This is a genomic window from Marinobacter koreensis (genome assembly GCF_023156285.1).
Lineage (GTDB): Bacteria > Pseudomonadota > Gammaproteobacteria > Pseudomonadales > Oleiphilaceae > Marinobacter > Marinobacter koreensis.
The window spans coordinates 440,412-458,613 of the sequence record NZ_JAKZAJ010000002.1; the positions used below are offsets into that span (position 1 = coordinate 440,412).

The 18,202-nt window shown below is 61.9% G+C and carries 16 protein-coding genes; 13 read left to right on the plus strand and 3 right to left on the minus strand.

Annotated elements, in window-relative coordinates; all coding sequences use genetic code 11:
- Positions 1 to 52: 52 nt before the first annotated feature.
- On the plus strand, positions 53 to 256 hold the full coding sequence (locus tag MLD04_RS07085; RefSeq protein ID WP_248156218.1) for a hypothetical protein: 204 nt from the start codon (positions 53 to 55) through the stop codon (positions 254 to 256).
- A 15-nt stretch (positions 257 to 271) separates the two neighbouring features.
- Here MLD04_RS07085 and MLD04_RS07090 read toward each other — a convergent pair whose 3' ends face one another.
- Complete coding sequence (locus MLD04_RS07090) at positions 272 to 1,168, minus strand: 1-acylglycerol-3-phosphate O-acyltransferase, YihG family (protein WP_248156854.1); 897 nt, start codon at positions 1,166 to 1,168, stop codon at positions 272 to 274.
- Positions 1,169 to 1,360: 192 nt separating this feature from the next.
- Between MLD04_RS07090 and MLD04_RS07095 the strand changes: the two genes are divergently transcribed.
- Complete coding sequence (locus tag MLD04_RS07095; RefSeq protein ID WP_248156220.1) at positions 1,361 to 2,512, plus strand: alpha/beta fold hydrolase; 1,152 nt, start codon at positions 1,361 to 1,363, stop codon at positions 2,510 to 2,512.
- A gap of 136 nt (positions 2,513 to 2,648) precedes the next feature.
- On the opposite strand, the gene MLD04_RS07100 is transcribed toward MLD04_RS07095, so the two are convergent.
- Positions 2,649 to 3,320 carry a haloacid dehalogenase type II gene (locus tag MLD04_RS07100; RefSeq protein WP_248156228.1) on the minus strand — a complete coding sequence of 224 codons (672 nt, stop codon included), beginning with the start codon at positions 3,318 to 3,320 and terminating at the stop codon, positions 2,649 to 2,651.
- Positions 3,321 to 3,415: 95 nt separating this feature from the next.
- Between MLD04_RS07100 and MLD04_RS07105 the strand changes: the two genes are divergently transcribed.
- The 5 genes from MLD04_RS07105 to MLD04_RS07125 all read left to right on the plus strand — a co-directional run bounded on the left by MLD04_RS07105 (position 3,416) and on the right by MLD04_RS07125 (position 9,256).
- The gene (locus MLD04_RS07105) at positions 3,416 to 4,669 is read left to right on the plus strand and encodes an alpha/beta hydrolase (protein ID WP_248156230.1); all 1,254 of its coding nucleotides are present in this window, start codon (positions 3,416 to 3,418) and stop codon (positions 4,667 to 4,669) included.
- A 33-nt stretch (positions 4,670 to 4,702) separates the two neighbouring features.
- Positions 4,703 to 5,614, plus strand: a complete 912-nt coding sequence (locus MLD04_RS07110) for a LysR family transcriptional regulator (protein WP_248156237.1) — start codon at positions 4,703 to 4,705, stop codon at positions 5,612 to 5,614.
- A 232-nt stretch (positions 5,615 to 5,846) separates the two neighbouring features.
- On the plus strand, positions 5,847 to 7,067 hold the full coding sequence (locus tag MLD04_RS07115) for a multidrug effflux MFS transporter (protein ID WP_248156238.1): 1,221 nt from the start codon (positions 5,847 to 5,849) through the stop codon (positions 7,065 to 7,067).
- Between the two features lie 243 nt (positions 7,068 to 7,310).
- Positions 7,311 to 7,808, plus strand: a complete 498-nt coding sequence (gene tpx / locus MLD04_RS07120) for a thiol peroxidase (RefSeq protein ID WP_248156240.1) — start codon at positions 7,311 to 7,313, stop codon at positions 7,806 to 7,808.
- Between the two features lie 155 nt (positions 7,809 to 7,963).
- Positions 7,964 to 9,256 (plus strand): MATE family efflux transporter, encoded by a 1,293-nt coding sequence (locus tag MLD04_RS07125; RefSeq protein ID WP_248156856.1) that lies wholly within the window; start codon positions 7,964 to 7,966, stop codon positions 9,254 to 9,256.
- On the opposite strand, the gene MLD04_RS07130 is transcribed toward MLD04_RS07125, so the two are convergent.
- Positions 9,242 to 9,667: a thioesterase family protein gene (locus tag MLD04_RS07130; RefSeq protein WP_248156242.1), complete on the minus strand. Its 426-nt coding sequence runs from the start codon at positions 9,665 to 9,667 to the stop codon at positions 9,242 to 9,244. The genes MLD04_RS07125 and MLD04_RS07130 overlap by 15 nt on opposite strands.
- Before the next feature lie 284 nt (positions 9,668 to 9,951).
- Here MLD04_RS07130 and MLD04_RS07135 point away from each other — a divergent pair, with 284 nt between their 5' ends.
- The 6 genes from MLD04_RS07135 to MLD04_RS07160 all read left to right on the plus strand — a co-directional run bounded on the left by MLD04_RS07135 (position 9,952) and on the right by MLD04_RS07160 (position 18,201).
- Positions 9,952 to 11,601: an MBL fold metallo-hydrolase gene (locus tag MLD04_RS07135; protein WP_248156244.1), complete on the plus strand. Its 1,650-nt coding sequence runs from the start codon at positions 9,952 to 9,954 to the stop codon at positions 11,599 to 11,601.
- 71 nt (positions 11,602 to 11,672) lie between these two features.
- On the plus strand, positions 11,673 to 12,950 hold the full coding sequence (locus tag MLD04_RS07140) for a c-type cytochrome (protein WP_248156246.1): 1,278 nt from the start codon (positions 11,673 to 11,675) through the stop codon (positions 12,948 to 12,950).
- A gap of 31 nt (positions 12,951 to 12,981) precedes the next feature.
- Positions 12,982 to 13,476, plus strand: coding sequence for a (2Fe-2S)-binding protein (locus MLD04_RS07145; RefSeq protein WP_248156248.1), 495 nt, complete (start codon positions 12,982 to 12,984; stop codon positions 13,474 to 13,476).
- A complete protein-coding gene (locus MLD04_RS07150) occupies positions 13,469 to 15,781 on the plus strand; it encodes a xanthine dehydrogenase family protein molybdopterin-binding subunit (RefSeq protein WP_248156250.1) in 2,313 nt (770 codons plus the stop codon). The genes MLD04_RS07145 and MLD04_RS07150 overlap by 8 nt, the downstream gene beginning before the upstream one ends.
- A 218-nt stretch (positions 15,782 to 15,999) precedes the next feature.
- Positions 16,000 to 17,214 carry a succinylglutamate desuccinylase/aspartoacylase family protein gene (locus tag MLD04_RS07155; RefSeq protein ID WP_248156252.1) on the plus strand — a complete coding sequence of 405 codons (1,215 nt, stop codon included), beginning with the start codon at positions 16,000 to 16,002 and terminating at the stop codon, positions 17,212 to 17,214.
- Between the two features lie 48 nt (positions 17,215 to 17,262).
- Complete coding sequence (locus MLD04_RS07160) at positions 17,263 to 18,201, plus strand: DMT family transporter (protein ID WP_248156254.1); 939 nt, start codon at positions 17,263 to 17,265, stop codon at positions 18,199 to 18,201.
- Position 18,202 lies beyond the last annotated feature (1 nt).

Genomic DNA, 18,202 nt, shown 5'->3' on the forward strand with positions numbered 1-18,202 from the left:
GGAACGGCGGGCGCATCGTAAGGAGTGGAACACAGCAACACGGAGATGCGCCATGCCCATCAGTCCGCAGGAGTTCCTGAAAAAATACGGTTTCGATGACGACGACGAGGAACGGGATCACAGCCTTCGCCATAACGCGATGGAGCATGCCCGGCACCTGCGCCGCCCCCACGCCGGCACCCCGCACGACTGGGAGGAATGGGAGCGCTACAAGCGCGAACATCCGGATGAAGTGGACGACAGCGAGGACACCTGAGTCCGCGCTGGCGGTTTAACGATCCGCCAGCATCCGTGTCAGCCGCTCGTCCTTGGCCTGCCACAGGCCTGCGAGCCAATCCTTTACGTTTCGACGATGCTCGGCATCGGAAGCGTAATCACGGCCCTTGAGGTGATCCGGGATACGCTGGGTATCGATTTCCATACGGATGTCGGGTACCCGCCCGCACAGGAACTCCCAGAACGTGGGGGCGCCATCGGGATAGGCGATGGTGACGTCCACCAGTGTTTCTATCGAATCCCCCATCGCATCCAGCACGAACGCCACGCCGCCGGCCTTGGGCACCAGAAGGTGCTGATAGGGTGACTTCTGCTTGTCGTGCTTCGCCTGGGTGAATCGGGTGCCCTCGACAAAGTTCATCACACTCACCGGGGTATACCGGAACCGCTCACAGGCACGTCGGGTCGCGCGCAGGTCTTCTCCCCGCTTTTCCGGATGCTTGATCAGGTATTCCCGGCTGTAACGCTTCATGAACGGGAAATCCAGGCCCCACCACGCCAGACCGATCACCGGCACCCAGATCAGTTGCTGCTTGAGGAAGAATTTCAGGAACGGTGCCCGACGGTTGAACACCCGCTGCATGGCCAGGATATCCACCCAGCTCTGATGATTGCTCAGCACCAGGTACCAGCTCTGTCGTTCCAGCTTTTCCGCGCCGTCTACCGACCAACGGGTGCCGTGGGTCAGCTTCATCCAGCCGATGTTGCCCGCAACCCAGGCCTCCGCAATGGCGATGATCATCCTGGTGCAAAGCACCCGGAATCCCTTGATCGGGATGATCAGTTTGAGAATGGCCGGGATGTAGAGAAGAACGCACCAGAATAGCGTGTTGATTCCCAGCAGCAGGGCATTGAGTACACCGATTACGGGCGAGGGCAGAAAGCTGAGCATGACCATCCTGTTCTGGTTGTTGTCTTCGGCGCTGAATGATAGCAAGCCTGATGCCTTATGGGCAGTGGCCGCAAGTGACCGACCTGCCCATGAACCTGGACGAATCTGCCATAGCGACATTCAATCCAAAGGGTTAGCCTCTGGACAACGCTTTTACGTATTCCTGATACTCGGTTGTTCCTGGACTCATTCATGCTCAATCCACTCAAAACCGCCCTGCACAAAGCCTCTGACCTCTCCCGGCACACTGCCGGATATGCGGGCAATGCTTTCGACCGGGTCTTTCGGGCCGCCAGCCTGGTCAAGGCCGGCCAGACCACGTTCGAAACCATCGAGACCGATGGCCTTGTCAGTCTTCGTTACTATCCTCCCCTCAAGGAGGACTTCATTGAACTGGATGACATGACCATCCCGGTGGAGCGGACCACACACCGCACGCCTATCGTTATCATCCCGCCCCTGGCGGTGAACATGCTGATCTACGACCTGTTTCCCCAGCGCAGCCTGGTTCGGTTCCTCCGAGCCAGGGGCTTCGAGGTCTACCTGATCGACTGGGGCATCCCCACCCGGGCACACAGCCATTACAACCTGCACACCTATGTTGCAGAGCTGCTGCCGGCCTATCTGAACCGGGTACGCGAACACAGCGGCGAGCAGGATCTGTCTCTTCACGGCTGGAGCATGGGCGGCATGTTTACCCTGTTCTACTCGGCCCTCAGCCAGGATCAGCACGTGCGCAATGCCATCATCCTGGGTTCCCCCATCGACAGCCACGCCTCCGGTTTCATGGGGCTCGCTTCCCAGGGGATTGCCGAAGTGGCCGAAATCATCCGCAAACGCACCGGCTTTCGTCTTCACAACCTCAAGCCGCACTGGTTCCACACCCCGGGATGGGCGAACACCATCGGCTTCAAGCTGACCAACCCTATCGGCAGTCTGATGGGCTACTGGGAACTGATTGTGCGGCTGGGTGACCGGGAATTTGTCACCAACCATGCCACCACCTCCGCGTTTCTGGACCGCATGGTCGCCTATCCCGGCGGCATCATTCAGGACACGGTGGTCCGTGTATGGATTGACAACCAGCTGTCGAAGGGCGAGATCCAGGTGGGCGAGGACATTGCCCGGCTGGAAAATGTAAATGCCAACTTACTGGCCATCGCCGGCAGCGAGGACACCATGGTCACACCGGGGGCCGCCAAACGGGTGATGGACCACGTCCGCTCCCACGACAAAACTTTCCGGGTCGTCCCCGGCGGGCATATGGGCATTCTCGCGGGCAGCAAGGCACCGAAAAAGAGCTGGCTGGAGATGGCGGAGTGGCTGGCCGAGCGGTCTGACTAGCTTTCGAGCATGCCGGCAGGGATCAGGTAGAGCTATCCAAAACCCGCTCGAGCACGTCCATGTGGCGCTTGAGCTCCGCCATCCATGGCTCCGCACAGTTTTGGATAGCTCTACCTGACCCCTGCCTCCGCTGGCCCTAAAGGGCTTCCAGAGCAGAGGATAACTCTGAAAGGCTACTAATGATCGCCGACGGCTGGATGCCCCAGTCTTCAAAAACCTTTCCGGAGTCCCGCTGCACCCAAATGGCGTGAAGTCCTGCCGCCCTCGCGCCGATCACATCCCACGCGTTGCTGGAGACCAGACACAACGGCTGCTCCCAGGCGCCGGTTGCCCGTCGCGCGTAGGCGTAGACCGCCGGATCGGGTTTGAAGCTTTTGACGTCGTCAACCGAGACCAGGCCATCCAGCTGCGCCAGCAGATTGTTATGGCCCAGAACCTTCTCTAGTGCCGGGTAGCTGCCGTTGGAAAAGGCGAACAGGGGGTATTTGCCCTTCAGGGCCTGGAGGGAAGGCAGTGAGTCGTCAAACGCTGGCAGGGCCAGGTAGGCTGCCATCAACTCCTCCTCCCGCTCGGCGGTCAGCGGCAGTTGCCGGGTTGCCATGGCAAACCGCAACGCCTGGCGGGTGCACACCCCAAAATCCTCATAGGCCTTCATCAAGCCTTTCCGGAACGAGAATTCCAGTTGCTTTTCCCGCCACAGGGCCGCGAGTGCGTTCGCATCCTCGCCGGCCTCGGGCCGGAGCAGCTCCGCCATCCCCATGGGGTCAACCAGGGTTCCGTATACATCGAATGCCACATGCAGTGTCATGCCATCGCCTCCTGTTGAGCCGTATCATCTGAACCATCTGTTTCCAGCGTATACTGGGGCACGCTTCTTTCGAAAGGATCATCTGCGGAAACCCGATGGCCTCGTTTTTCATCATACCCAACGCAAAACAATGGTTTCGCACCCTTTTGCTGCTGACCTTACTCGGCTCGACGACAGCCTGCGCCTCTGGTCCATCCCTTTACACGGCCGGCAGTCAGCAGATCACGGCCGAGCCGGTAACCGACTTCGACAGCTATCGCGATCGCGTCCGCGCCGTGTTGGAGACAAACCGGGTGGCCCTCGATGGATTCCCCCGGGAACAGCAGATTGACTGGAATCTGCCTTTCAGGCGCCCCGTCGCCGGGGACTGTCCACCTGGCCCTTCCACCGGCATATTGCTGGTCCACGGGCTGAGCGACTCGCCCTTCGTTTTCCGGGACCTGGCGGATTACCTGTCCGATCAGTGCATCGAAGTCCGCGCCCTCCTGCTTCAGGGCCACGGCACACGGCCCGGCGACATGGTTGATGCCAGCGCGTCGGTCTGGCGGCAACAGGTGCGCAACCATTTCCAGGCCCTGGCCGACTCGGTGGATCGGCCCTTCATCGGGGGCTTCTCGCTCGGCGGTGCCCTGGCGACCGAATACGCGCTTTCCGGACAGTCGCCAGAACCGGCGGGTCTGGTGGCACTGGCGCCCGCCTGGGAGCTCAACGGGTTGGGAAGCTATCTCTGGCTGGCCCGGGTGGCGGATCTTTTCGGGGACTTCGTGGAGGAAGAGCCGGAACTGAACCCGGTGAAATACGAGTCCCTCGCCTTCAATGCCGGGGCCCAGACCGCCGACGTCCTGAGTGAGACCCAGGACATTCTGGAGTCCCGCCAGCACTGGGATCTGCCTCTGTTTCTCGTGGCCACGGAAGCGGATTCGGTCATCAACCTGGACTATCTGGTGCAGCAGTTCCGGAATCGTTTCACCTATCCCGACAGCCGTATGCTGGTATTCCGGGATCTCCGCCGACCCTGGCCGGACACCCTTCAGAGCCCGCGCATCGAAAGTCTCAACAGCTTCCTGCCACAGTTCAATATCCTGGAGTTTTCCCACCAGTCCCTGGCGATATCGGCAAACAACGAACTGTATGGCCCGGGCGCCCCTCTGCAGCGCTGCCTGGAACCCAACCAGATGTCCGTGGAAGACTGCCGGACGTTGCCCCCGGAGCAGCTCTGGTTCAGTGCCTGGCATGGCGAGCCAAAGGCGGTTCCGACCAGCCGCCTGACCTGGAACCCCTGGTTTCCGGAGATGGCCGACAAGATCGCACAGTTCCTGAAAGCGCCCACAAGCCCTGACCAACCATAGCGGTGAAACCACCATCGGGTTAAACTGCCATTCATGAACCCGATTGATACATTGAATCTCGATTTCCGGGCATTGAGCACCTTCCTGGCGGTGCTGGACGAAGGGAGTGTCTCCCGGGCGGCCGTGAAGCTCGGCGTCACCCAATCCGCGGTCAGCCACACCCTTGAGCGCCTGAGGCAGACGCTGGGCGATCCCCTGTTCGTGAAGTCCGGCCGGGGCATTGTCCCTACCCGCTACGCCCTGCAGGCAGGCCCGCACATTCGCCAGATACTGGATGACATCCGGTCACTGTCCGCCGGACCACCGTTCACTCCGGCCACCGCCGAATTCACGTTTACCATCGCGGCCAACGACTATCAGCGGGACCTCCTGCTACCCGGGCTTTTGAACATTCTGCGGCGGGAAGCACCGGGAATCCGCCTGCAGGTGGTCCCCTCCGGCATTCCCAGTGCCGAGATGCTCCGAAAGGACGCCTGCGACCTGATCATCTCGCCCCATGCCCCCGAGGCCACCGACATCATGCAACGTGGCCTGATGGCGGACCGAATGGTGGTGTTCTACGATCCGGCCCACCGGGAACCACCCCGGGACCTCCCGGAGTACCTGAAGGCGGATCACATCGCCCTGCTGTTTGCCGCCGGCGAAAAGCCAGCGCTGGAAACCTCGCTGACGGCACGGGGCCTGACACGGCGGGATGTCGTGACGGTCTCCAACTTCTCCGGCCTGCCCGAATTTCTGCGGGGCACGGACATGCTCGCTACGGCGCCGGAACTCATGGGCAAGCACCTGCTACGGGACTTCGCCTCGGTGCCCCTGCCTTTTGATTTCAAGCCCTTTACCCTGCTCATGCTGTGGCACCGCCGCAACCAGGACGACCCCGCCCACAAGTGGCTGCGCAATCAGGTAAATGCCGTGGCTGCCTCCATGAACAAGCTCGACACCTAATCAATTATTTTTGTTCATGTGTTGTATGAACGCTTACGCCGTTATTTTTCCCGCCATCAAACCTTAGACTTCATGCATCTCGTGGCTTGGCCGGGCAGGGACAGCGCTTCCGAAACACGCTCAAGCACATCCCTGTGACGCTTGAGCTCCGCCATCCATGGCTCCGCACAGTTTCGGAAGCGCTGTCCCTGCCCGACCGGTCAAACCTTTGGAAATAAAGCCTGGAACAAACATGCTCACCCTGACCAGTATCTGGACAACCATACTGCTCGCCGCGGCCGTGGCTCTCGGGCCGCTCGCAACGGACATGTACCTGCCGGCATTGCCGCAGATCGGCACCGATTTCGGCGCTGGAACCGACCAGGTCCAGCTGACGCTGAGCCTGTACATGGTGGGGTTTGCTATTGCCCAGCTGATCTGTGGTCCGCTGGCCGATCGCTTCGGCCGGAAGCCGATCATGATCGGGGGCTTTGTACTGTTCGCGGCCGCGAGCGTCGGCTGTGCCCTGGCCACCAATATCGAAACACTCCAGTTTTGCCGTTTCCTCCAGGCACTCGGCGGCTCCGCCGGCCCCGTGCTCGGGCGCGCGGCCATCCGCGATATCTACACGCCGCGGGAGGCGTCGAAAATCCTGGCAGTTCTGGCCAGCATTATGGCCGTCGCACCGGCCGTGGCGCCCACGCTGGGAGGGCTGTTGGTGTCCGGGCTGGGATGGGCTTCCATCTTCATCGCTCTGGGCGGGTATGCGCTCGTGATGGCCATGATTGTGGCCTATGGCATTCCTGAGCCAATGCGGGCGGAATACCGCCAACCGCTGAAACCGCGCAAACTGCTGCAGAACTACCGCATCATCGCGACGGACATCAGCTTCCTGGGCTATACCCTCACCAACGCCACCATATTCGGCGCCCTGTTCGCCTTCCTGTCCGGGTCGTCGTTTGTGTTGATCGAATTCCTGGGCGTGGCCCCCGAGCACTTCGGACTGTACTTTGCGTGCATGGTTGCCGGTTTCATCATCGGCAACCTGGCAGCCGTTCGACTCGGAAACAGGCTTGCGCCAGACCAGCTTCTGGTCCGCGGACTGATCATTGCAGTAGCCGGTGGCAGCACCATGGCCTTGCTGGCGTATAACGAGATCTACAACGTCTGGGCGGTTATTCTGCCCCAGGCCCTGTTCATGATCGGAACCGGGATGGTGCTGCCACAGACCATGTCAGGCGCCCTCAGCAACTTCCCCAGGATGGCAGGTTCTGCATCCTCGCTGTTCGGCTTCGTCCAGATGTCAGTCGCGGCCCTGACCGGCGCCCTGGTCGGACACCTTCATGACGGCACTTCCCTCACGATGGCCTCCATCATCGCAGTGTCTTCCGCTCTGGCCATGGCCTGCTACCTCCTGCTGGTCCAGCGTTTTCCCGCCACCGGATTCGAGCCCCAGGGCGCGTCGGGTCGGTAACCCCGTTCAAGAACCCTTCGCGCTATCCGGTAATCGTGTGGCGGGGTGCCCCATCCGAAACAGTGCGAAGCCATGGATGGCGGAGCTCACGCGTCACATGGATGTGCTTGAGCGTGTTTCGGATGGGGCACCCCGCCACACGATCGCATTCGCCGCCAATGATAATGACAATAAGAGTCATCCAAACTACTCTGATAACAGTATGTTGAATGACCACGAACCGAAAATCCCAAGGAGCAACGAATGAGCAAAGTCACCCTGGACGGCAACCCCATCGAACTGAGCGGCAAATTTCCCCAGCCGGGCGACAACGCTCCCCCCTTTACCCTGACCAACAGCGGTCTGGAAGAGGTGAAGCTGGATAACTGGGCCGGCAAACGCAAGATTCTGAACATCATCCCCAGCATCGACACCGGCGTGTGTGCGGCGTCCACCCGCAAATTCAACGAGAAAGCCGGTAGCCTGGACAACACCGTGGTCCTGGTGGTTTCCGCCGACCTGCCCTTCGCGGCTTCCCGATTCTGCGGCGCCGAAGGCATCAAGAACGTCGAAACCCTCTCGACCTTCCGGAACTACAGCTTCCAGCAGGACTACGGCGTCGCCATCCAGGACGGCCCTTTGGCCGGCCTGTGCGCGCGGGCCGTCATCGTACTGGACGAGAACAACAAGGTACTGCACAGCCAGCTGGTCGATGAAATCAAGAACGAGCCGGACTACGACTCAGCTTTGAACGTTCTCTGATTCCCTCAATTGCAACCCTCCTCCGGCCACCGCAGATTCCTGTGCGGTGGCCGGATTGCGTTATACTCTTGCGCCTTCCATTCACCTCCTGATTGATACAGGCGCCCGTGAAACCATTACCGAACCATCCAAGCCTCGGCCGCCAGCTGTATGCCATGACCTGGCCGATGCTGTTCGGCGTGTTATCCCTGATGACATTCCAACTGGCCGACAGTGCGTTCATCGGTCAGCTCGGCCGTGACCCCCTCGCCGCCCTGGGCTTCACCCTGCCCATGCAGCAGTTGATCATCGGCCTGCAGGTGGGTCTGGGCATTGCCACCACCGCCATCATTTCAAGAACGTTGGGCGAAGGGGACGAACAACGCTCCCACCGGCTCGGCGGCCTGGTGATCACTGTCGGCGGCACGCTGGTGCTGGTGTTGTGTCTGAGTCTCTGGCTCCTGCAAGGCCAGATCATGGCCGCGCTTGGCGCCGAAGACAGCCTGCTGCCGCTGATCCGGAGCTACTGGGTACCCTGGCTGATCGCCGCCTGGACCGGCGCCTTCCTGTATTTTGGCTACAGCGTATGCCGCTCACATGGGGACACAAAACTGCCCGGGTACATGATGATGGCCACCAGCCTCCTGAACATCGGGCTGGACTACCTCTACATTTTCATCTTCGACTGGGGATTGCCTGGTGCAGGATGGGCCACCGTAACCTCGTTTGCGCTGGGCTGCCTGGTGATTTATCCCGCGTTGTTCAACCGGGGCTGGGCCCGATTCGATTTCCGCCAGCTGGCCCTGTTCGACTCCCTCAAACAGCTCAATCGCATCATGGCTCCGGCGATGGTGAGTCAGCTCATGCCGCCGCTCTCGGCAATGCTGGCGACAGCACTGGTAGCCGGTTTCGGCTCGGCGGCCGTGGCGGCCTGGGGGCTTGGGACGCGGCTGGAATTTTTCTCCATCGTGGTAGTGCTGGCGCTGACCATGTCCATGCCACCGATGATCGGACGGATGCTGGGCGCCAACGACATCGGCCAGATCCGCAAACTGGTGCGGATTGCAGTCCGTTTTGTGGTGGTCTGGCAGCTGGCGATCGGCGTCACCTGGGTAGTGGCGTCCGGGCTGGTCTCCGACCTGTTCAGCAGCGATCAGTCTGTGCAGTCGGTACTGGAGGGGTACCTGTTGAGAGTACCCCTCAGCTACAGCGGTCTCGGGGTATGCATGCTCATGGTGTCAGTGTGCAACGCCCTGGGCCTGGCGATGCGGGCGTTGCTCGTATCCACACTGCGCCTGTTCCTGTGCTTTCTGCCGGCCCTGTGGATCGGCAGTCAGCTCAACGGCATTTTCGGACTGATGAGTGGTGCACTGATCGGCAACCTGTTTGCCGGCGCCATGGCCTATTCGTTCTACCGCGCCGGCATGCGCCAACTGACAGCCAGCAAACATGCCTCAGCCAAAGCGTGAGCGGAACTGCTCCGGAATCGGGACCACTTCCCGCTGCTGGTAATCGAAGAAGACAAACCCGTACTTCGCCAGTGCCACCGGCTGCCCGCTTTCGGCCTTGGTGACGCGAAACACGAAGTCGCCACCATATTTGTTGAAATCCATCAGTCCCACCTCAAACCGGAGCATTTCCGGAAAGAAGGACTCGGACTGATACATGGTCGCCAGATCGGTGACGATAATGCCGATGTCCTTGTTACCGGTCTCCTCAACCCCGTACTTCACCATGAACTGCGCCCGGGCCTCCGACAGCATGGAAATAAGGGCATCGTTACCAAGGTGGTTGGCACCGTTGATGTCGGTGATGCGCACCGGCATCTGGGTTTCGTAGATGAAGACGTCATCGGGAAAAGAGAGTTTGATTCGGGCCACGTTCGGGTACCTGCGTGTGTTCGGATGTCTGATGGCGACGCATCATACGCTTCTACCCCGTACTGTTCACCCGGTAAGAAATTCGGTTATCTTGCTCAGGATCCCGGCGCGTTCAGCTTCGGTGCAGTGGCCAACGGGAAGCCCTGTCCAAAACCCGCTCAAGCACGTCCATGTGGCGCTTGAGCTCCGCCATCCATGGCTCCGCACAGTTTTGGAAAGGGCTTCCCGTTGACCACATCCGACTATCGATGCGCACCTACAACAAACACATGAACGGACGTTTTATGGACATTCGCCCTGCAGCCACACTGGTTCTGACCCGAGACAGCTCTGAAGGCCTGGAGGTACTTCTGCTCCAGCGCACCTGGGACGCGGTTTTCCTTCCCGGCTATTTCGTGTTTCCCGGCGGCGCTGTGGACGAGGGCGATCCCCGGGGGCGTCGGCACGCCGTGGGCGCTGGCGATGCCGAAATCAGCCAGATTATGAGCCTGGACGAAGGCGGTGCCGATTTCATGCTTGGGGCCGTGCGGGAGTGCTTCGAAGAGGCCGGGATCCTCCTGGCTAAAGATGGCCAGGGGAAGCTGATCGACGGCGATCATCCTGTCCATTCACAGCGACAAGCGCTGTTTGCCGGGAAAGTGTCCCTGGCAGAGCTGTGCGAGCAGCACGCGCTGACTATCCCTCTGGACCGGCTCGCTTACCTGAGCCACTGGATCACACCACCAGGGCCTCCCCGCCGGTTCGATACCCGGTTCTTCGTGGCAACCGCGCCGGAGGGCCAACCGGCCGGCCACGACGGCGTTGAGACCATCGATCACGTGTGGATCCGACCGGAGCAGGCCCTGGAAGAACATCGCAATGGCCAGCGTCTGCTGGGGCTGCCGACGATCCGTACGCTCCGGATGCTGAGCGATTTCGACAACACCGATGCGCTTATGCGATACGCCCACGCCAATCCGCCAGAGCCTCAGCCAGACCAACCCTGGCCGGCACTGAAAAAAGGCCAGCCGGTTATGCTGGAACCGGGGGCGCCGGCCTATGAGGAGGCCGCGAAACTGGATCCGGAGGGTGAAGGGTCCACCCGCGCGGAAATCGTGCCCGGCGAGCCAGTGGAAATCGCCGCCGGCGTGGTCCGGCTGACGGCCCCCAACCCGGGCATGATGACCGGGCCGGGCACCAACACCTACCTGCTCGGGCGGGAGCGGTTCACCGTGCTGGATCCCGGCCCCGACGATCCGGTGCACGTTGAACGGATCCTGGAGCTGACGGGTGGCAATATCGAGCAGGTGGTGGTGACCCACACCCACATCGACCACTCTCCGGCCGTGCGCACACTGAAGGAAAAAACCGGCTGCCGGGTGTTCGGGTGGCCGGCGCCGGAGGGCACATCCCAGGATCAGACATTCAAACCCGATGAACAGCCCGAGCATGGCGACCTTCTGGTTACCGGGGCGGGGCTGCTGAAGGTTCTGTACACCCCCGGCCATGCGTCCAACCACCTGTGCTATCTGCTGGTGGAACAGTCACTGCTGTTTGCCGGCGACCACATCATGCAGGGCTCCACGGTGGTGATCAATCCGCCGGATGGGGACATGAAGGCCTACATAGAGTCCCTTTACGACCTGCTCGCGGAGTCCATCCACTACATCGCGCCAGCCCACGGATTCCTGATGGGTAACCCGGAATCCGTCATCGACTTCCTGATCACCCATCGCCTTTCCCGGGAACACAAGGTGGCCCGCAGTCTTGAGGCTAACGGACCGGCACCCTTGAAGATTCTGGTCCAATCCGCCTACGATGACGTACCCCCTCAACTGCATGCCGTCGCGCAGCGCTCGCTTCTTGCCCATTTGCTCAAACTCGAAAAAGAAGGTCGAGCGGCTCGGGATGCCGAAGATCACTGGCGTGCCACGGAGGGAGCCTTGCCCACCTGATTTGCAACCTAAGCGACTCCCTCCTACGCTGGTATCTGGTTTCATAAAAAAACCGTTTGAAGGAGCGCAACGTGATCAAGCGAGTCATCCTGGGCGCCGTCGTCATCCTTGTGGTGGCCGCGTTCATCATCGTCTGGAATCCGTCGATCTCCCGGATTGACCCACCCGCGGCAGGTTCATTCAAGCAGGCCGATGTTGACCATGGCAAAGTACTGGCCGGTCTGGGCAACTGCGGCACCTGCCACACGGCGAACAAGCAAAAGCCCTTCGCCGGGGGCGTCAGTTTCCCCACACCGTTCGGCACACTCTATTCCGCCAACATCACACCAGACCTGGACACCGGCATCGGCCACTGGTCCGAGGAAGCCTTTGTCCGGGCCATGCGTGAAGGCGTCGACCGGGAGGGCGAACAACTCTTCCCGGCTTTCCCCTACACCCATTTCACCAAGGTGACCGACGAGGATCTGCACGATCTCTACGCCTACCTGATGACCCGGGATCCGGTATCCCAGGAGAAACCGGCCAACAAGCTGGAGTTTCCGTTCAGTCTGCGACCGCTGCAGGCCGGCTGGAAGCTGCTCTTCTTCGACGACCAACGGTTTGAACCCAACGCCGACAAAAGCGACGCCTGGAATCGTGGCGCCTATATCGCCGAAGGGCTCGGCCATTGCACCGCCTGCCATTCACCGCGCAATGACTTCGGTGCCGAGCAGACAGGCGCGGCGTATGACGGCGCACTGGTGGACGGCTGGTACGCGCCGGCCCTGAATACCAGCCACAGCACCCCGGTGGCCTGGACCGAGGAAGAGCTCTATCAGTATTTGCGGAATGGCGGGTCTGAATTGCATGGCGTCGCGGCCGGCTCCATGGCAGAGGTGGTCCACCGGGGACTGGCCGAAGCCCCGGATTCGGATATCCATGCGCTGGCTGTTTACTTCAACGATCTGTCCGGTGCCGGCGGCACGGACGCTGCCGGCGCCCGGAAGACCGCCGCAACGGCGATCAGGGACGCCAAGGCGGCCGGCCAACGGCAGATGGGCCATGGCGAGCAGATCTATGCAGCAGCCTGCGCGTCCTGCCATGCCAACGACCCGGATTCGCCCAACCTGATGCGTCCGGAACTGAGCCTGAACAGCGCGATCACCGCGCCCGACCCCACCAACCTGCTTCGGGTGACCCTTGAGGGCATCGATACCCCCTCCGGCCTCGACGGTGTGGTGATGCCGGCCTTCCACGATGCCCTCGACGATGAAGATCTGGTGGCGCTCGCGGATTTCCTGCGCGAGAAGGTGGACCGGCCGGCCTGGAAAAACCTGCAGGCTCGCATCGACGAACTCCGCCAACCCTGATTCATCGCCCGGACCGAATGGAGAGACCATTATGGCGACCAAGATTATTCTCAACGGCGAAGCGGTGACCCTGGACGTTGCCGACGATACCCCCCTGCTCTGGGCGATCCGCGACCATGCCGGGCTGACCGGCACCAAATTCGGATGCGGCATCGGCATGTGCGGTGCCTGCACCGTGCACATCAATGGCCGGGCCACCCGCTCGTGCATCACACCGGTCAGCGACGTGGCCGGCACCTCCGTCACGACCATCGAGGGTCTCGGCGGCGACGGTTCCCACCCGCTCCAGGACGCCTGGGTCAAGGCGCAGGCGCCACAATGCGGTTACTGTCAGTCTGGCCAGATCATGCAGGCCGCCACGCTGCTGCAGGATTTCCCCAATCCGACGGATGAGCAGATCAACGAGGTCATGTCCGGCAACCTGTGCCGCTGCATGGCCTATGTGCGGATTCGGGAAGCCATTCACCTGGCCTCGGACGCCATGGGTACGACAGCCAGCGACGCAGAGGAGAAGGCCGATGCGTAAATTCGTCGAATCGCTCTACAACGCCGCGACCAACGGTTCGCGCAACAACGAGGGTACCGGCATCACCCGTCGCGGCTTCCTGATCGGGTCCGCCGGCGCCGGCTTCACCATGGCCTTCACCATGTCCGGACTGAGCCTGGCCAACCCGGCCGAAGCGGCTGAGAAGGGCCTGTTTGAGCCGACCATCTGGTTCCGGATCGAACCGGACGGCAAGATCGTGGTCAACATCGTCGAAGCGGAAATGGGGCAACACGTGGGCACCGCCCTGGCCCGCATCGTCGCCGACGAACTGGAAGCCGACTGGGATGACGTGGTGCTGTATTACGTCGACAGCGATCCCAAGTGGGGCACCATGGTCACGGGCGGTAGCTGGTCCGTGTGGCAGAACTTCGACACCCTCAGCCGGGCCGGTGCCGCCGGCCGGCAGGTATTGATCGAGGAAGGCGCAAAACTGCTGGGTGTCTCCCCGGATCAGTGCCGGGCCAGGGACAGTCAGGTCCTGGCCGGTGGCCGTTCGGTGACCTACGCCCAGATTGTCCAGGCTGGCAACATCAGCCGCAGTTTCACCGACGACGAGCTCAAGAAGATGCCCATCAAGCCGCCTTCCGAGCGTCGCCTGATCGGCAAGGACACCCTGGCTCGCGACATTCCCGGCAAGACCAACGGCGAAGCCATCTACGGCATCGACGCCAGCGTCGAGGGCATGGTCTATGGCCGGCCGCTGATACCACCCACACGTTACGGATCCACCGTCGACTCGGTGGATGACAGCCAGGCCAAAGACGTGCCGGGCTATCAGCAGACCCTGGTACTGGACGACCCCTCCGGCACCGTACCTGGCTGGGCTGTGGTAATCGCCGATTCGGTGACGGCGGCCAACAAGGCCGCCCGAAAGGTCAAGGTGAACTGGACCGCCGGCAAGACCGCCAAGGTGACCGAAAAGGACATCCTTGAGGAAGGACGGAACCTGATCGCCGATGACAGCAAAGGCGCCCTGGTGGTCGACGACGGCGACCTCAAAGGCACCTTCGACGGCGCCGATTCGGTACTGGAACAGGAGTACATCACCCACAGCGTCCTGCATTTCCAGATGGAACCGCTCAACGCCCTCGCCTTCAAGAAGGACGGTCGTTGGGAAATCCACACCGGCAACCAGTGGCAGACGCTGATCCTGCCCACCCTGGCGAAAGCCCTGGGTGTGAAGCAGGAACACATCATCATGCGTACCTATCTGCTCGGCGGCGGCTTCGGGCGGCGACTGAACGGCGACTATGCCGTGCCGGCCGCGCTCGCGTCCAAAATGCTGGACAAGCCCGTGAAGCTGGTATTCAGCCGGGAGGACGACACCCGGTTCGACTCCATCCGCTCACCCTCCGTGCAGAAACTCCGGATGGCCTTTGATGCGGAGAAGCAGGTCATCGGTATGGAGCACCACGCCACCGCCGGCTGGCCCACCCAGGTCATGGCCCCCGGCTTCATGCCGAAAGGCGCCAATGGCGAGCCCTTCGATCCCTTCTCGATCCAGGGTGCCGATCACTGGTACAGCGTTGGTGCCCAGCGCCTGCGCGCGATTTCCAATGGTCTGGCCAACGACACCTTCCGGCCCGGCTGGCTTCGCTCGGTCGGTTCCGGCTGGGTGAACTGGGCACTGGAGAGCTTCATGGACGAGGCGGCCCACCAGGCCGGGCAGGATCCCATCGACTTCCGGCTCGGCCTGCTGAAAGCCGAAGGCAAGAACGCCGGCAGCGCACCCAACTCCGTGGGCGGTGCCAGCCGGCAGGCCAATGTGTTGAAGCGGGTGCGCGAGCTGTCCCAGTGGGGCCAGGATATGCCGGCTGATACCGCACTGGGCGTCGCCACATCCTACGGCCAGGAGCGGAACATGCCGACCTGGACCGCCTGTGTCGCCAAAGTCCATGTGGATCGGGACAGCGGGAAAGTGACCCTGCACCACCTCACCCTGGTGACCGATGCCGGCACCGTGGTCCATCCCGACGGCGCCCGCGCCCAGGTGGAAGGTGCCGCGCTCTGGGGTGCCAGCATGGCCCTCCACGAAGGCACGGAGATCGACAATGGCGAGGTGAAGGACCACAACCTCAACAGCTACCAGCCGATGCGGATGCGGGATGTGCCCGCCATGACGGTGGAATTCATCGACAGCACGGAAACCTCCGTCGGCCTTGGCGAACCCGCCACCACCGTGGTCGGGCCTGCGATCGCGAACGCGATCTTCGCCGCCGTGGGTGTGCGACTGCGGACCATTCCAATACGACGCGAGGCGGTGCTGGAGGCACTCAAGGCATAAAGAGCCAGAGCCCGGGACCTCCCGGGCTTTTTTTGTGGCTTAACAAATCGCAACCAGAATTCGCAAAAGTGGGCTGTTACCGGGCGGGAAACCGGCGGTATAACAGAAGCGTCGGCCACACGGTCCGGTGTCGCCGGCATTAAAGCTTTGTCACACCGGTATCCAGAAACAGTGGTGGCCCACTATCCTTGGGCGCACGTTGTTGACCAAGAGGCTCTATGCTGTTCGAACCACTCAGGACCCTGCCCCTGCGCCTGCTTTTTTCGGGATCCGTCGCGCTGTTGCCATTGGCCACATGGGCGGACACTACGGCCAAGGTCGCACCTGACATCGATCTGAAAGAAGTGGCGCCAGTACCGCAGCCCGAAGCGAAAGCGCCGGCCACCGCCGATCAGGAGTCGAGCCCGGATGCGGACGAAGCCAATCCAGCGCCGGGCGAACCGGAAGCGGAGCCAGAACCCGAGTTTGTTAAGGCCACCCGGTTCTCGCTGCTGGGCAGTGATGTACTGCCGGGCACCTCCACCCGGCTGGCCTGGACCCCGGGCATCCAGATCGCCGGACTTTCCCAGCCAACGCCCGTCCTGGTGGTCAACGGCCTTCATGCCGGACCGACCCTGTGCCTGACGGGCGCCGTCCACGGCGACGAACTCAACGGCATCGAGATCATCCGCCGCACCCTGTACGACCTGGACCCCGAGAAGCTCAGCGGTCGCGTGGTGGGCATTCCGATCGTCAACCTGCCGGGTTTCCAGGAGGCCAGCCGCTACCTGCCGGACCGTCGGGATCTGAACCGGCATTTCCCGGGCAACCCCGACGGCAGCCTGGCGGAACGGATTGCCTACTCGCTGTTCGAGAACATCATCCGTCATTGCGACATGCTGGTGGATATCCACACCGGGTCCCTGAAGCGAACCAACCTGCCCCAGTTGCGGGCCGACATGACCAACCCGGAAGTGGCGCAGTTCACCCGGGGTTTCGATCGCATGGCGGTGGTACACAGCCCGGGCACCGATGGCATGCTCCGGGTGGCGGCCACCCGGGCGGGCATCACCACCGTCACCCTGGAGGCGGGCGAATCGCACCGCATCCAGGAACACCAGATCGAGGCCGGGGTGAACAGCCTCACCAGTCTGATGGAAAAGCAGGACATGATTTCACGCATGTTCGAATGGGGGGACCCGGAACCGGTCTACTACGAGTCGTCCTGGATCCGCGCCAACCATGGCGGCATCCTGTTCAGCGAAGTCGATCTAGGCGCCCGTGTAAGCAAGGGAGAAATCCTCGGCTATGTCGCCGACCCGATCACCAACGCCCAGTTCCCCATTCATTCCAGCGCAGACGGCCGGATCATCGGTATGGCGGTGGACCAGGTGGTGATGGCAGGGTTTGCCGCCTACCACATTGGTACAGAGGCAGAGGTGCCCGGAGAGTAGTATCCTAGGCGTTTTCACCCATCGGCTGAAAACGACAGGAGCAGTTCCTTGGCCTCTTCCCGATCTTTGTCGAAATCCCCGTTGCTGGCCTACATCGGCCTGGTCCTGACCCCGCTGTTCTGGGCCGGCAATGCGGTGATCGCACGGGGAACGGTGCAGCACATACCGCCCCTGTCGATGTCCTTCTGGCGCTGGATTATAGCCCTGGCCATCCTGTTGCCCATCGGCCTGCCGGGGGTTATCCGCCACAGGCAAGTGATCCGTCAGCACCTGGGATCGATGATTGCACTGGCCACTTTCAGCGTGGCGGCGTTCAACTCCCTGCTCTACTGCGCGGCCGTCACCACCACCGCCACCAACATCGCGCTGATCAACGCCACCATCCCGATTTTCGTCGCCCTGCTGGCCTGGCTGATGCTGGGTGACCGCACCCGGCCCATCCAGGCCCTGGGTATCCTGCTGGCGGTCATTGGCATCCTGACCGTCATTGCCAGGGGAAAACTGTCGGTCCTCACGGGGCTGGAGGCACAACCCGGTGATCTCATCATGGTGGCGGCGGTATTCAGCTGGGGCCTGTTCTCCGTGCTGTTGCGACGCCAAGCCGTGCCCCTGCCAGCACTGACCTTTCTGACCACCCAGATCCTGTTGGGCACGGTCATCATTCTGCCGTTTTACCTGACCGATCTGCTGGCCTTCTCCGGCGGTTTCGAGGTCTCGCGCGAGACGGTTCTGCCGCTGATCTACTTTGCGATATTCCCGGGCATCCTGGCGTACGGTTTCTGGAACCACGGCGTGCAGACCATCGGCCCCGGCAGCGCTGCCATTTTCATGTATCTCACGCCCGTCTACGCCTCAGTCCTGGCCGGCCTGTTCCTGAACGAATCCCTCGGGGTGTTTCACTGGGTGGGCGGCGCGCTCATCCTGATCGGCCTGCTGCTGGCCACCCGCGTGGGACGGCCCGCGTTCCGGCGAAGTGGGACTGGCTGAA